Source organism: Segetibacter sp. 3557_3, assembly GCF_004354985.1.
Taxonomy (GTDB): domain Bacteria; phylum Bacteroidota; class Bacteroidia; order Chitinophagales; family Chitinophagaceae; genus Segetibacter.
Genome location: NZ_SMSK01000010.1, coordinates 124,177 through 139,245 on the forward strand (window position 1 = coordinate 124,177; position 15,069 = coordinate 139,245).

Genomic DNA, 15,069 nt, shown 5'->3' on the forward strand with positions numbered 1-15,069 from the left:
TGATAAGTTGACAAGTTGATCAGTTAACTGGTCGACCGCACCATCACGTCTCATCTCTCAACTCTCATCACTCCCCAACCCCTCTCTCCTTTCATCGACCCGACCCGACCATCACTTCTCATCACTCATATCTCATAACTCCCCAACCCCTGTCTCCTTTCATCGACCCGACCCGACCATCACGTCTCATCTCTCATCACTCATATCTCATCACTCATATCTCATATCTCATATCTCATCACTCCCCAACCCCTCTCTCCTTTCATCGACCCGACCCGACCATCACGTCTCATCTCTCATCACTCCAGGGGGATCCCTCGTGCCTTGGGATGACAGCAAACGCCCACCGCACCATCACGTCTCATCTCTCATCACTCATATCTCATCACTCCAGGGGGATCGCTTCGTTCCTCGCGATGACGACCGTTGAATACTCTCTTTGATCACTACTGCTTATGTAATCAACACTGCTTTATCACGTTTAGGAAACGCCGCTTCACCTTTAAAAGCTTTCATAGTGATACGCGTAACGTCGTGTGCCTGCAAGGCGTTTGAAAAATACTCCGGTACATTCTTGCCCCATCGAACACGGCAATTCTGCAGGCTAATATCGTCGGCGAAACGGATATAAAAGCCTGGTGTATTGTGCGGCTCAATTGCCGGGTACGCTGTCGTGGGCCGGTTATCGAAAAGGTTGCCCCGGTATTTTGTCCAGCGATCAAAGGTGACATCAACATGGTTCATCCGGATATTATGGATCCGGCTTTCTTTTGTGCCGTTGATGCGAATGCTGTTTTCAGCGCGGCCCTTTATGTTTGCAAAACTAACATCCGAGATAGTGCCCACCTTTGTTTCGGGTGTACGAGGTATTGCGGTCAGCGATATCGCCTCACCCCTTCCCCACCATGGGTCAGAATGGTAGCGCGATACAAATTCGATATCCCTGAAGCGAACTTTGTAAACGTTTCCTTCATCCCGAAGCTGGATCGTAAGCCCTCTACACGACGTTACGATTTTGCATCGTTCGAATACAATGTTGTAGATGTCGGCAGTTGTTTCGGTGCCAATTTTTAAACCCGAGTCCTGGGTTTCTAACAAACAATCACTAACGGTGATGTTTGCTGATGGCCCATAGTTTTGTTGCTGCCGGGTGGTTTTAATTACAATAGCATCGTCGCCACAAATAATGTGGCAGCCACGGATAACCACATCCCGGCAATGGTCGGGATCAATCCCATCACAATTTGGCACATCGAGGTTGTTGTGTATCCTGATCTTTTCCACGAGCACCTTTTCGCAACCCAGCATATGCAGGCTCCAGCTTGGGGCGCTTGCAATGGTAATGTCGCGTACAACCAGGTTAGTGCAACCGGTGAGAATAAACAAACGGGGCCGCCACTCTTTGGGTATCCACCATTCGTTTGCCTCTTCAAAGTGGGTCATGAATTCCAGTGCCCGGCCATTGATCCTGCCCGTTCCTGATATGGTAAGTCCATTTGCGCCATTGGCAATAACAGCGGCGCCCCCACTATAATCTGCTTTAACGGAGCTGACCAACAACTCGGCATCTCCTTCCAGGTGGAAGTCCATGTTGGATTTTAATTCGATTGTGCCCACCAGGTATTTATGCCCCCTATTAACAAGCACCCGGGCAGCCGTTCCGGAGGTTGCGGCGGCATCGATTGCCTTTTGAATGGCAGTGGTATCCAATGTTTTTCCGTCGCCTACAGCACCATACTGCAGCACCTCGAAAGCGGGAGCAGCAGGCGGGCCCGGGGCAGCGAAAAGCTGCAATGATGGCAGGGCCGCACCAACGGTTGTTACCGTTGCAAGCTTTGCCGCAGAACGGACCAATTGTCGTCGGCTAAAAACGCGTGGGGTTAGTGGCATAGGCAGTAGCTGCTATTTGATGGTGACTTTGACCTGGGCAGACAGCTGCCTTGCCAGGTCCTCAACATAACGTTGAAAGTAGTCTGGTTTCTTAAACCCTTCGTCACTGTTCTCCCAACCTGCAATGGCATAGTATTGAACAGGCTTGTTGTTGCTGACTTTAAGTTTTGCGAGGTAACTGTTGGAAAGCTTGCCCGATTTTGGCGCCTCAATAACGCCATCGTAAATATTGGCAGGCAGCAATAGTGCAAGTGGCAGCCACCATTCTTTGTTGTAGCTATGCCGGTCGTGAGAAATGAGTGCGATCCATTTTTCATTGACCCTTACTTCTATCGGTGGCTTCGTTGCAAAAATGCTTACAAGTCCAATCAGCAGCCGTTCATTGCCCTGTAGCCCTGAGACTTTTACCGCATTGTTGTAAGCGTACATGCCCGGCCAAATGCTGGTATTTTCCTCAACCGAATATTTACCAAAACGGGGTTTCCAGTTCTGGTAGCTGATATGCATAGCCGACCGCACAGGACCTTCGGTTACAATCTTAAAAGTTGTTTTCTCTATGTTGTTTACCGAGTCATCGACTGTAATGCCGAGGCGCATGATGCTATCATTTTTAAGCAATGCCACCCCACCAAGACCGATTGAGTTGCCAACGGCCATTACATCACGCCCCCAGGCTTCCATTACGTGGTAATTGTCTTCAACGGCACCCGTTTTACTGATGCCCACGGTTTCGGGCGAGATGGCCGAAACCCGCTTTCCGAATACGTCTTTTGCATTTCTGCCATCGAGATAGTGCAAGAAACCAACCTTGTCATTTTCCCAGGTGGGACCATCCGTTTGGTATCTTTGAAAACCCATCTTCTTAGGCATGTCGCTGGCGTAGACCACTTCAGTTGTTGCGGGTGTAACAGGTTCGTCGGCACGCATCCGTTTGCCAAAACGAATACTGGTACGTTTGGTATAGACCGGTTGTTCTGAGACCCATATAAGTGATAATGCCTGTGAGGCGCCCGGCTTAAGGCTTATTACAAAAAAAAGTTCGTCCCACTTGTTATCGCCATTCAGATCGTCGAGTTGTGCCGGAATGGTGTCTCCCCCCGAAGACAGCAAGACAGGATACACAACACCGGCGGGTATAGCAGGCAGTTGCGTTCTTTTTATTGAAACGGCTTTATCTGTTAATTGAATAGAAGAGGTATTCGCAACCGTGATCGTGCGGTTGGTTCCACTTTTGGTAACCTGGGCGTCGGCGGCAGTCGAAAGCACATATGTCGCCAGGGCAAGAGTAATGTTTCTCATTATTTTAGTTCGACACTTCGTTTAGATACACTTAATCTGATTCGTAATTTTCCGTAGCGCCAACCACAGCCGTACAAGAGTTCGGCGCCCCCCGGCTTTGCCATTCGGACGGGCAACGGGATTCAAACAAAGAACCAAATGCCAGAGACGAAAAAATAAAGCTTGTTAAGTGGCGACAGATCCGTTCCTGAGTCCGCAACTTTATTTTTATTGCGATCCGTTGGAGGCAGAAGCGTTGGTTGAGTCACGGCCTGACCACAATGGATGTTGGGCCGGTAGCTTGTCACCAATCATCGACAACAATTGAATTGCATTTAAGCTCCATTGAGCGGTACTGTTAGTTGATATAGATGGCACTTCTTTCAGCGGCTTGAGCACGTCGGGTCCGGAAAGCTGTTTCCAGTCGAACTTCGTTCCGCTACCCGGTGCAAGAAAAAGGTTCCAGGCTTTTGAGGCATACCCGGTATCCCCTGTTGCTTTTGCAACAAACGCGGGCATACGGGCATAATCGGGTGCGAGGTTACTGAGGTTGCCCCCTTTTCCAAAAACCTTGATGATCTCGGGTTGCGGTGCGCCATAAAGCCTACAGAACTGCAACCACATGCGACTGAAATTTTTATCCTGCAGCAGCCCTTCCAATTCGTTCACGATTTCGGGACCGCCCATTAATATGCTCAGGTGAACCGCACCAAGGGTGTCATTTAACTGGTGCATCTTGTTTGTTGCCGGATCGTAACCAAACGCCGCCTGCTGGCCAGAAAACAGACCATAGGGCATTTTAGCAAAGCTGTTGACACCTGCCATAATCTTGTCGCGCCAGCGCTTGTCGCCCGTACGTTCCCACTCGGTCATCCAGTTGCCTACAAGCGCCAGCCAGTCGGGACCCATCCGGGCGTGGGTGGGGTATTTTGTGGGCGAAAGAATCATTCGAAGCGGGTCGGTTTTCGCCATGGCGATGTCGGCTGTTGCGGCTACCTCGCGCATCATGTCGCCGGTGCGCTCGTCGGCAGTTAAGTAGTAATAAAATCTGCGGTATGCTGCCTGGCTCTCACGCACCTCTTTTGAGCCGTCGCCCCAATGGCGAACATTGTGGCGGGAGCCCAACCCCGCAAACTTGCCAAGGTGATAAACGTCAACCTCGCTGGTATGACGGGTCATTGCTTCGGCCATCCGGAACACATCGCTACGACCCGTTCGCAGGAAGCTATACCACAACCACATATCGGTCGACAGCTCAGTATTGTCCCAGGCAAATCCGCCGATGTCGTAACGCCAGGTGTGGCGAACCGGATCGTATGCATGCATTACGTCGCCATAGTTCCAGAAGCCGTACCAGTTGCGTTGGTCTATTTCGGTTTTGTAAAAATCAATTGCTTTATCCAGCTGGCCCTCGAGCCACCGTTTACCGGCTGTGGAGCGGTCAGGAACGGTCCACTCACCAAATACCCCGGCCGAATGCAGGTACTGCGGGGTATTAACCAATACGGGAGGGCGGCTGGCTACGGCAGCGTTACTGCTGAGTTCGGCATTCGCGGGAACGTGATCATGTGCGAACAGCATTAGTTCGCTGGTACGTGCTATACCGTATGGTGTGCTGTAGCCCGGCTGCCAGTCTTCGTAAGTCGCAGTAAGGTCGTGACCGATGGTATCATAATGTCGCATATCCATTGCTTCGGCGTAAGGCGACCAAAGCCATACGCGCAATTCCGCAATGTCTCTGGCTGCATTTCGCACCTCGAGTGCTGCCGGATAAGACTGCCAGAAGTCTTTAAGGCCAACAGCTAAACCGCCACGGGTATCGCCAACAAACACTAAACCAGCTGACCTTTTACCTGCAATGGCGTCGAGCCAGGTGCTTTGCGGGTTTGTACGCTTTTGAATGTTGTAGCCGTCTGCGTTTGATTGTACCAACTTGTAATCGTTCCATATGGGCAGGTGTTTCAGCAGTGCCTGTGTGCGTGCATCGAATTGGTCCTCATTTGCAACAGGCTTACCGGCTTGCTGGCCGGGGAACACATTTGTACCGTTAAGCATAAATTGCGCCCTGCCAACAAGTAGTTTAACCGGTTCGGCCCAGATGCCCGGACCATCACCAGCAAACCGAACATGGCGATTGTGCAACTGCTCGCGCATGGGTACATTAAATACAAGACCAAGGCCTTTGATGAAGTCCCGTTGGTCATCACCGTCGTAGGTAATTGTATTTACCATGCGAACAGCATTTGAGCCGTTGTAGAAGTACAAACGAATGCTAAACGGCAACCACGAGTGTTGTCCACCCGTGGATTGGAGGTTGCCCTGCACCCGTACAACTGATCTTACCGGGCCGGATTGTTCAAGGGAAACGCTTTGAATGTTACTGGTATACTTTTCTTTACGGGGGGATTCAAAGTCTTCGCCTTCCGGTCCCTTTTGAAGGATACACTCCAGCCGGCCATTCGTGCCAACGGCAACTCCACTCATGACAAGCGAGTCGATCAGGTACTTCCCCCTTTTAGCAATGACGCATTGGAGATTGCCCGTATTGATCCTTATGAAAGAACCATTTTCCTGTGCAAAACTGCCGGGAATTTTGTTTGGTGGTGTGGATGATACCTGCAGTTTATATTTCCCCTGCTGTAATCCCGGAACAGCTGCGAGTGCCGTCCATTTAACCGAGCCGTCGGGCCAGTAAGCGAGGGGCCACGTCTGAACCCCGATAGCCTTGCCTTCCGGATTGATGAGCGAATAGCTATTGGTTACTTTAACCGCACCACGTTTCCAGGGCACTCCCCAGGTGGTGCCGATAGGTTGTGACAAGGCTGTTGTGTCGAGCCAGCTAAGCTCCACCGGCGGTGGTAACTGACCATTTACGATGGTGCTGCCGAATGAAAAAAGCAGCAGGATAAAAAGCTTACAATGGTTTTTATTCATAGTATCCGGATGGTGCTTTATACAGGTTTGGCGCAGGTATGGGTGATAACGAGTGCTCAGGCAAAACCGTGTTAATAACCCGGGTTTTGCTTAAGCTTTGGATTAGCCCCCAACTCGGTTGCCGGTATGGGTAACAATCCGCGGAAAGCCGGCGTAACAGTTGGTTTAAAAAATGGGGTCCATGTAAAAAAGGTTCCAAAGCGTATCATATCCCTCCGCCTGGTTCCTTCCCACATTAGCTCGCGTCCGCGTTCGTCAAGAATATCATTTATCGTAATGGACTGCAGTGGGGTTGCATTGCTGCGAACCCTAACCTGGTTTACAAGGCCTAAAGCAGTTGCTGCTGATCCGCCCGATCTGAGGATGGCTTCAGCCTTGGTTAATAGTATTTCGGAGTAGCGGATTGTTGCTACATCGTTGCCGGCGCCGCCGTTTACCCAGGTATTATCGGGTTGCCATTTCATCAGCCGATAGCCCTCATTTTCGGCCGCATTTTTTGGGTTAACTATGGGAACCAAAACCAGGTTGGCAGTATTCGCAATATTTCTTAGCGGGGTTACACCATCTGCAGCGAACTGGGGTCCGGCGAGTATTAAACTCCGGCGGATATCCTGCGCTTCGAACCGGTTATAAGCATCTTCAACGATGTTAAAACCGTTCTGCGGAATAAACGGTAAGTTATATGTTTTTGCATGGGAGTCGTGCAGGGTTCGCTGTGCGAAATTGTTGCTTCCGGCAGCCTTGGTGGGGTCGATAGATACGGCATAAATGAATTCTTTCGAACCTTCATTTGCTACTTTGAAATTGTCGATATAACTGGGTGTTAGAATATACCCGCCTGCAGCTACCTTGTCGCACATTTCAATGCACTCGGCCCAGTAAGCTTTACCGGCAAACACTTCAGCGTTCAGGTAGGTCAGCGCCAAAATCGCGTACGCGGCTTCTTTTGTCATCCTTGGATAGTAAGCGGGCCCAACCGTTTTTGCAGACGGCAGGTCGTTTGCAGCAGCCGTCAATTCCGCCACAACAAAATCAAATACTTCTTTTCGTGTTTTTGTTTCAGGCAGGTTCGACGGTTCTATACGCGCGGTGGTAACAATTGGCACATTACCCCAGAGGTCCATTGCATAAAAATAAGCGTATGCGCGGATCCCCCTGGCTTCAGCAATCTGTGCCTTAATGTTTGCAGCGTTGGGAGAACTTTGCATTCCTTCGAGAACGGCATTGGCACTTCCAATGGTTCTGAACACATCGCTGTACGAGCCGAGGCGATTATTGATCGGTGTCCATTTATGTTCGAAAAATTCGATATAAACGCCCCCGTCGAGCCAGCGGCCGTCAGAACGAGCTACCATGATAAACTCGTCGGTGCCAAGGTGCAGCAAACGCCAGAGATTGCCGCCATTTACGGCAAAGCCCATATTGTTGTATACCCCGGCTAAGGCCGCTAAAACTTCGGCATCGGTTTTAAAGAAATTTTCAGATGTAACCCGTCCGTAAAGTTGTTCATCAAGCTTTGTGCAAGCGGTGCCGAAAGAAAGCAGCAGGATAAATAATAAGCTGTTTTTTATGGTAAGGAACTTTTTCATAAAGGGGATTTAGAGGTATTAGAACGTTACGCTTGCGCCGATCATATAGGTACGTGCCCTTGGATAACTAAAGAAATCAATTCCGCGTGGAGACTCACCTGTACCGGGAACACTTGATACCACTTCAGGATCAAGGCCGGTATACCTGGTAATCAGGAACAGGTTTTGACCGGTGAAATAGATCCGGGCATTTTTAAGCACCGGGATCTTTGTGATATTGAAATTGTAACCGAGTGAAAGGTTATCCAGCCTGATGAATGAGCCATCTTCGATCCACTTTGAAGAATACACCGCTGCCTGGCCGTATTTGATGCCTTCGTTTAAAGCGGCAGCAAGCACATTCTGCCCCGGTAATATCTGGATACGCTGCGCATCCAACGCGGTATTGTTGAACACATCATTTCCCTGCACACCGCGAATGAAGAAGGAGAAATCGATATTTTTATAGAAGAAGTTATTTCCCAATCCAAAAGTAAAATCCGGTTGAGAATTACCGATGATGGTTACATCGCTTGCTGCAGAAAATGCACCGCTTTTGTCAAGGTCCTCAAACTGTTGAACGCCATCTTTCAGGCCCATGAATTTCGGTCCGTAGAAGGTACCTAATGGCTCGCCGGGAATGATGGCCTGGCTGTTTACAGCAGTGAAACCAAAACCAGACACGGTGTAGTTGCGGATGATTTTTGTGCTCCAAACGTTACTTGAAAGGCTCAGCACCTTGTTCCTGTTGGCGGCAATATTAAAGTCCACTTTCCACCCAAAGTCTTTTCTATCGATGATCCTGCTGCCAATGGTAAATTCAACACCCTTGTTTTCTACTTCACCTACATTAGCCAGTTGGGTGGTAACAACCGATGGTGAGGGAATAGCAAAAGACAGTAACAGGTCGGTTGTATTTTTCTTGTAAAAGTCGAGCGAACCATAGATGCGATTGTCCAGCAACTGGTAATCTATACCAATGTTTGCCTGGGCGGTTTCCTCCCACTTCAGGTCAGGATTTGCATATCGTTCGGGTACGATGGCAGTAATGGGTGTTGTACCAATTACATAGTTTGTAGTAGAGGGACCAAGGGTTGCCTGTGAAGCCAGGTTCGGGATTTCCTGGTTTCCGGTGATGCCGTAGCTTAACCGGAGTTTGAGGTCGTTAACAAAACCATCTTTTTTGAAGAAGCCTTCATTGGAGATGCGCCAGGCAAGTGAACCGGAAGGGAAGGTTCCCCATTTGTTATTGAGTCCAAATTTGCTTGATCCATCCCTCCGCACCGTTAAGGTCAGCAGGTAACGATCCATCAGGTTGTAGTTGAGCCTGCTGTAAAAGGAGATGAGTTGGCTCTTTTCTTTGTACGATGTAATTGCGTCGCGTGTAGCTCCTGCACCGATATTGTTATACCTGAATTCATCGGAGATGAAGTTGGATACGCGATCGCGCGAACCTTCGTTTGTGAAATCCTGGTAGGAGTATCCGCCGATAAGATTGATGTAATTATCGTCGTTGAGTTGCCGTTCGAATTTACCGGTGATCTCCAGTATTTTGCTCCACTCTTTCGACTCCTGTAAGTTAGCCAGTCCGCCAAAGGAGTTGCCCAACGGGTTAGCTCTTGGCACATAAGCTTTTCCATCCTGTCCTTCGAAACTATAACCCAGGTTTACATTCAAACTTAAGGGCTTGATGAAGTTGTAGGTAGCCGAGACGTTGCCGAGGTTCCTCCTGGTGGTTCGGAAGTCTTCAATTTGTTCGGCATAAGACACGGGGTTTACGATGAAAGCATTAATTTGGGAGTAATTGCCAGTGGCATCATAAACCGGGTAGGTAGGGTTGAAGCGGATCGCATCTTTAAACATGTTACCGCCTTCACCGCCCTGGTCGCTGGATATCGGCGCATTGTCTTCCTCAACCTGTGCCCCGCTCAGGTTCATTTCGATCAAGAGCTTGTTGTTGATTGCCCGGTGATTAAGGTTGATCCGACCGGTAAAGTTTTGTATACCTGAGGAGATGATGATCCCTTTTTGCGAAGTGTAGCCTACAGAGCCCCGGTAGGTGGTATTTTCCGACCCGCCACTAATGGACAGGTTATGGTTCTGCGAAAATGCGGTTCTATAAATTTGGTCCTGCCAATTTGTGTTAGCACCCTTATCGGTAAAGTTGGTGATATTATTATCCTTCATAAACTGCCGGTAAGCATCGGCACTTAAAACATCATACTTCTTTGCAACTTTCGATATCCCGACATAGGTATCGTAGGTTGTCGAGGTCCTACCCTTTTGTCCTTTTTTGGTGGTGATGATGACTACCCCATTTGCACCCCGGGAACCATAGATGGCGGTTGCCGACGCGTCCTTAAGGATCTCCATCGAAGCGATATCTGAAGGATTAATGGAGTTGAGTGGATTTACACCTTCCTGGTTGAAAATGGGTAAACTAACCTGGCCAATGGTGGTTTGCCGGTTGTTGTTTAAAGTAAGGGGCACCCCATCAATCACATAAAGTGGTTCATTGTTCGCGCTGATGGAAGTACCGCCCCTGATCCTGATCGCGGCCGCGCCGCCCGGCCTGCCGCTATTGGGGGTTACGTTAACCCCTGCTGCCCTGCCTTGTAAAAGGGCCTGGGGGGTAAGCACCACTCCCTTATTGAAGTCTTCGGGCCGTAGAGAAGTTACTGATCCGGTAATGTCTTTTCTCCGTTGGGTTCCATAACCTACTACCACAACTTCACCAAGTTGTTTGTTGGCGTTAACCAGCGAAACCGTTATGGTAGATTGAGCGCCGGGCCTGACCTGCTGGGTGGCATAACCAACATACGATATTTCAAGCACCGCATCATTGGAGGGAACAACAATTGAAAATTCGCCAGTGGCATTGGATACCACCGTAGCCGCGCTTCCTTTAACCGCAACCGTTACCCCCTGGAGCGGCTGCCCCGTCTCCTGGTCGATAATTTTTCCGGTAAGTGTTTTTTGCTGTGCGAAACTGAAAAGAGAACACAAGAGAAACAGGGATGCATAGCAGCATCTGAGCAGTAGCTTAGGGTTCATGATGGCAGATTTAAGTCGTTATCATCCGGGGTAAAAGCTGGCTTACTCCCAAAAGTTAAAGTTAAGTTAGCCTATCACTAAAGGTACCGCATCCTGCACTATGCTGAAGAATGAAATTATACCCGGGGACACCATGCCGTTCTCCAAAAAGCAATCCTAACCCATTATTTTACTTTCGGGTCATGCTATCAGTAGGGGCAGGAAGGTCCGCTGTATTCTAAAGACTGAGTAGCCTATCCCCTGGTGCCGTCCAGCCTCGACTCTTTCAACTTTTCGTTTATATAATACATCACGTCTTCGTTGGTGGGATGCCGGCGCAACCATTCGTAAGAGGGGGTATAGCGGGATAAAAATTTCCGGAGCGGTTCGCCCTTTAAGCCGGTAAAATGAGCAACTATATAGGGCGAAAACCGGTATCCGACATAAGCGCTTTTCTCACGCTCAGGAAAACCTTTTTCATATGATCGCTTTTGCTGGTCTTTTTGCTTGAAAACCCTGTCGAGATTAATGCCCACCCCGAAGCCACTGTTGTTTGCCCTTGAAACTGCCGGTAAACGTGTGCCCAGGTTCTTCTGAAACTCTTCTCTTCTACGCATACTGTCCAGCTGGTATTTGGTGTACTGTGATGTAACAGTAACCCCGGGCAGCAGGTTACCGGAAGGGGCCAGAAAGATGGTGATCGTATCCGAGAAAAGAATTGAATAAGTAAGTGAGTCGAAATGATAGGATGGCGCCACGGCAGATATCCAGTCATTTGGCGCAGCCTTAATCCTAAACCTGCCTTCTTTATCCGAAACAACATTTTCCGATGTTCTGCTATTGGTTATCCGGCCTTCAGGAATGGCAAAATGCGTGATACTGTCTTGCAACAAACCGTAGATTGTTCGCTCCTGACCAGATGCGGTTACAGCAAACAATACAAACACAGTTATGACGAGTAATAGTTTATGCATCAGAATTATTAATTGACCCAAAATAACCCAACCATCCTTAACAATTGGTTAAATGCAGGTTTATACAACAATAAATGCTTTCCTGCTTAGCATCATGCGCCACTCAAACTTCAGGCATCGCTTTCAAACTACTACAACAACCCCTGCTCAGTCAGCAACTAACACCTGCTTACCATGGCATACTTTTTTCAAACCATTACAAACCAAACCTGCTCAAATGAAACTATACTATACCGTCGCCACCGTCTATTTTTTAATGCTGTTTGCTGTTGCATGTAATTCAAACAAACCGGCCGATAGTGAGGCCCAGGCGAATGAAAGCAATGAAAACAAGTTTAACAGCAATGAAAAAAGCGAGGAAGATACCCGTTTCGTTGTTGAAGCGGCAAGTGGTGGTCTTCTTGAAGTAACCCTCGGAAACCTTGCTCAACAAAATGCCGCTGCTGCGCCGGTAAAAGAGTATGGTCAATCAATGGCGATGGATCATTCAAAAGCAAACCAGGAGCTGCAATATCTTGCGGAAAAAAAGAATATAACGTTGCCAACTAAGCCCGGAGCAGATCACCAGAAACTCATCGATGAGCTAACCCAAAAGAAAGGTGCTGCGTTCGACAAAGCGTATATGCAAGCCATGGTTGAAGATCATGAAGAGGACATTGCCCACTTTCAAAAGCAGGCTGACACAGGAACCGACGTTGAGATTAAAGCATTTGCGCAGGGAAAAATACGCATACTGCAACACCACCTGGATATGGCCAAAGCGATACACGCATCCCTGAAATAACCCGGTTTTAAATTATCAAAGGTTAGACCTAATCTTACCGCTTGTTCACCCAGGCAGATTAGTTCTAACCTTTTTTTGTTTCGTGAAAGTTGGCAGGCTGATGTCCTAATTTGTAAATTGCTGCTCGTATTTAACGAAGATTAACGCAGCGTTGAACCTAAACTTTACCAATGGAATTTGTAGATTATTATAAGATCCTGGGCCTGAACAAAGACGCTAAAGATGAAGACATAAAGAAGGCTTACCGCAAACTGGCCCGCAAACATCATCCCGACCTTAACCCTAACGACAAAGAAGCACATAAGAAATTTCAGCAGATTAATGAGGCAAATGAAGTGCTTAGCGATCCCGAAAAAAGAAAGAAATACGATAAGTATGGTAAAGACTGGGAGCACGCTGATCAATTTGAACGTGCTGCCGGTTCCCGATCCCGAAATCAGGGTAATGCGAATTACGAATACTCAGGCGACTTTGGAGAGGAAGATTTTTCTGAGTTCTTTAGTTCAATGTTCGGTGGAGGTGGTGGCCGTCGCAGTTCGGGCAACGTGAAGTTTCGCGGCCAGGACTTCAATGCAGAACTGCATATTGATCTAGAGGGAGCGTACACTACCCACCAGCAGACCATTAGTGTAAACGGTAAAAACCTCCGGATCACTGTTCCTGCTGGTATCGAAAATGGTCAGAAACTCAAGCTAAGCGGGCATGGCGGACCGGGGGTAAATGGTGGACCAAACGGTGACCTGTTCATCACCTTTGTAATCGCCGACCATCCAAGCCTAAAGCGGGTTGGCAACGATCTTTATACAACGGTCGACATCGACCTGTATACAGCAGTGCTCGGCGGTGAGGTTACAATTGATACGCTTGGCGGCAAAGTAAAAATTAAGGTTCCACCGGAAACACAGAATGGCACTAAAATAAAGCTGAAAGGAAAAGGATTTCCGTTGTACAAAAAAGAAGGAGAGTTTGGCGACCTGTACATTACTTATGCCATAAAAATTCCAACTAAACTTACTCCCCGGGAAAAAGAGCTCTTTACCGAGCTTTCCAAATTATAATGTAAAACGAATGTTATGCTGAGAGAAGAACTGGTAAATGCTCAGGAATTCTGCCTGCACAACCAGGTTGAAATATCTTTTATCAATACGCTTAGCGAGTATGGGCTCATCGAAATAAAAACCATTGAAGAGCAGCCTTTCCTTGAAACCGGCAAGCTTCAGTTGCTCGAAAAAATGATCAGGTTGCACTACGACCTTCACATTAACGTCGAGGGCCTGGATGCAATCAATTGCCTGCTCGAGCGCGTGGAAAACCTGCAGCAGGAGGTCAATGTGTTAAGAAGCCGGTTAAGTGCGTTTGATTATTAGCCGTGGGCGGCTGGGCAATACTGCCTTCCGTCAGGAAAGCAATCCCTTTACCAGCGACTTCCATTGAATTTTAGACATACCTACAGCAGCACCTATCGCCACGATAACATTCCTTGCTTTGTCCAGCAGGCTTTCTGTTCCAACATTGGGTTTTTCGTTACGCCCATAAACCGCGGCGATAACGTCATTTTTATCGCGCGCAACCACAAAACAACTGGAAGCTTCAGGACTAAAAAAATGTGATGCATCATCGTGTTTTTCAGTTGTTGGATTTGGTGCCGGGTGCACAATAATATAACTCACTTTCCTGTCGGCAGCGGCATCGCTGATTTCCGATACATCTTCCACCTGCACCCAGTCGAAGCCCTCTCCTGACTCGGTAGTCGGGCTTGGAATGCTGATCTTAAAAAAGACATCTGGCTTTACCGGACCTTCTACATGGTTTCCCTGCCCGTCGGTTAGAGCAAAGGTTGCCGGCATATTTTTTAGCTCGTGCCAGTGGTTTACATCCAGTAACCTCGATTTCGCCAGTTCGTATAATTGTTCCGCTTCCTGCCGGTTTGCAGTTGTAACTTTTTCTTCCGTATTACTTTCCCAACCAGTCTGCTGCCCGGGAATAATGGTATCTATAATGTTCATTTCATATTGCTTTGGTGTAATACATATGTCATTTTGATGCCATGCTTTTGAAACGCAATCCGGTGCGGCATTAACCGTTTCAAAGGGCTACAGAATAGGTTTGGGCAGTCGTTTCTACAAAGCTGCATTCGCAACAGGATTATTTTGTAATTTTCGCCTTTCCCTACAACCCCAAGAACCTGATAACATTTATGCCATCCCAAATTAAGCACGTCGTTATGGCTGAAGACGATAATGATGACATTGAACTATTTAAAACCGCGTTAAACGAAGAATGCCCCGACCTGGAGCTTTCTGTAGCGGAAGATGGCGCAAAGCTTATTAAACTGCTGGGCTATATCTCGACCCCCGACGTTATTCTACTCGACCTGAATATGCCTTGTAAAGATGGCAAGGAATGCCTGGTCGAAATTCGCGGAAAAAAGGAGTATGACGAGGTACCCATCGTCATTCTATCTACTTCTTCAAACAAAAAAGATATTGAGTTCTGTTTATCAAATGGCGCCAATCATTATTTCATCAAGCCGAATTCTTACCGCGAAGTTTCCTCACTCGTAAAAAATATCTGCGATGGCGATCTGCAGTCAAACATCGCCTGATCC

The 15,069-nt window shown here is 48.1% G+C and carries 11 protein-coding genes; 4 read left to right on the forward strand and 7 right to left on the reverse strand.

All coding sequences use genetic code 11. The features are described from left to right. Window positions 1-453: 453 nt before the first annotated feature. From EXU57_RS15470 to EXU57_RS15495, 6 genes are all read right to left on the reverse strand, one after another. A complete protein-coding gene (locus EXU57_RS15470; RefSeq protein WP_133269133.1) occupies window positions 454-1,890 on the reverse strand; it encodes a glycoside hydrolase family 28 protein in 1,437 nt (478 codons plus the stop codon). 12 nt (window positions 1,891-1,902) lie between these two features. Continuing rightward, window positions 1,903-3,189 (reverse strand): DUF4861 family protein, encoded by a 1,287-nt coding sequence (locus tag EXU57_RS15475; RefSeq protein ID WP_133269134.1) that lies wholly within the window; start codon window positions 3,187-3,189, stop codon window positions 1,903-1,905. Window positions 3,190-3,396: 207 nt separating this feature from the next. Then, window positions 3,397-6,102, reverse strand: a complete 2,706-nt coding sequence (locus EXU57_RS15480) for a Tat pathway signal sequence domain protein (protein ID WP_133269135.1) — start codon at window positions 6,100-6,102, stop codon at window positions 3,397-3,399. 71 nt (window positions 6,103-6,173) lie between these two features. Beyond that, on the reverse strand, window positions 6,174-7,691 hold the full coding sequence (locus tag EXU57_RS15485) for a RagB/SusD family nutrient uptake outer membrane protein (RefSeq protein WP_133269136.1): 1,518 nt from the start codon (window positions 7,689-7,691) through the stop codon (window positions 6,174-6,176). Window positions 7,692-7,709: 18 nt separating this feature from the next. After that, on the reverse strand, window positions 7,710-10,724 hold the full coding sequence (locus EXU57_RS15490; RefSeq protein WP_133269137.1) for a SusC/RagA family TonB-linked outer membrane protein: 3,015 nt from the start codon (window positions 10,722-10,724) through the stop codon (window positions 7,710-7,712). A 233-nt stretch (window positions 10,725-10,957) separates the two neighbouring features. Continuing rightward, complete coding sequence (locus EXU57_RS15495; RefSeq protein WP_133269138.1) at window positions 10,958-11,677, reverse strand: hypothetical protein; 720 nt, start codon at window positions 11,675-11,677, stop codon at window positions 10,958-10,960. 217 nt (window positions 11,678-11,894) lie between these two features. On the opposite strand from EXU57_RS15495, the gene EXU57_RS15500 reads away from it, so the two are divergent. The 3 genes from EXU57_RS15500 (at window position 11,895) to EXU57_RS15510 (ending at window position 13,828) form a co-directional block, all read left to right on the forward strand. Beyond that, complete coding sequence (locus tag EXU57_RS15500) at window positions 11,895-12,461, forward strand: DUF4142 domain-containing protein (RefSeq protein WP_133269139.1); 567 nt, start codon at window positions 11,895-11,897, stop codon at window positions 12,459-12,461. A gap of 170 nt (window positions 12,462-12,631) precedes the next feature. Continuing rightward, complete coding sequence (locus EXU57_RS15505; protein ID WP_133269140.1) at window positions 12,632-13,519, forward strand: DnaJ C-terminal domain-containing protein; 888 nt, start codon at window positions 12,632-12,634, stop codon at window positions 13,517-13,519. Between the two features lie 15 nt (window positions 13,520-13,534). Then, window positions 13,535-13,828, forward strand: a complete 294-nt coding sequence (locus EXU57_RS15510; protein WP_133269141.1) for a chaperone modulator CbpM — start codon at window positions 13,535-13,537, stop codon at window positions 13,826-13,828. A gap of 30 nt (window positions 13,829-13,858) precedes the next feature. On the opposite strand, the gene EXU57_RS15515 is transcribed toward EXU57_RS15510, so the two are convergent. Next, window positions 13,859-14,467, reverse strand: a complete 609-nt coding sequence (locus EXU57_RS15515) for a hypothetical protein (protein ID WP_133269142.1) — start codon at window positions 14,465-14,467, stop codon at window positions 13,859-13,861. A 218-nt stretch (window positions 14,468-14,685) separates the two neighbouring features. On the opposite strand from EXU57_RS15515, the gene EXU57_RS15520 reads away from it, so the two are divergent. Next, window positions 14,686-15,066: a response regulator gene (locus EXU57_RS15520; protein ID WP_165958166.1), complete on the forward strand. Its 381-nt coding sequence runs from the start codon at window positions 14,686-14,688 to the stop codon at window positions 15,064-15,066. Window positions 15,067-15,069: the final 3 nt, after the last annotated feature.

Coding starts and splice junctions, on each gene's coding strand:
- EXU57_RS15470 (WP_133269133.1), bottom strand. CDS start 1,890: ATGCCACTAACCCCACGCGTTTTTAGCCGACGACAATTGGTCCGTTCT.
- EXU57_RS15475 (WP_133269134.1), bottom strand. CDS start 3,189: ATGAGAAACATTACTCTTGCCCTGGCGACATATGTGCTTTCGACTGCC.
- EXU57_RS15480 (WP_133269135.1), bottom strand. CDS start 6,102: ATGAATAAAAACCATTGTAAGCTTTTTATCCTGCTGCTTTTTTCATTC.
- EXU57_RS15485 (WP_133269136.1), bottom strand. CDS start 7,691: ATGAAAAAGTTCCTTACCATAAAAAACAGCTTATTATTTATCCTGCTG.
- EXU57_RS15490 (WP_133269137.1), bottom strand. CDS start 10,724: ATGAACCCTAAGCTACTGCTCAGATGCTGCTATGCATCCCTGTTTCTC.
- EXU57_RS15495 (WP_133269138.1), bottom strand. CDS start 11,677: ATGCATAAACTATTACTCGTCATAACTGTGTTTGTATTGTTTGCTGTA.
- EXU57_RS15500 (WP_133269139.1), top strand. CDS start 11,895: ATGAAACTATACTATACCGTCGCCACCGTCTATTTTTTAATGCTGTTT.
- EXU57_RS15505 (WP_133269140.1), top strand. CDS start 12,632: ATGGAATTTGTAGATTATTATAAGATCCTGGGCCTGAACAAAGACGCT.
- EXU57_RS15510 (WP_133269141.1), top strand. CDS start 13,535: ATGCTGAGAGAAGAACTGGTAAATGCTCAGGAATTCTGCCTGCACAAC.
- EXU57_RS15515 (WP_133269142.1), bottom strand. CDS start 14,467: ATGAACATTATAGATACCATTATTCCCGGGCAGCAGACTGGTTGGGAA.
- EXU57_RS15520 (WP_165958166.1), top strand. CDS start 14,686: ATGGCTGAAGACGATAATGATGACATTGAACTATTTAAAACCGCGTTA.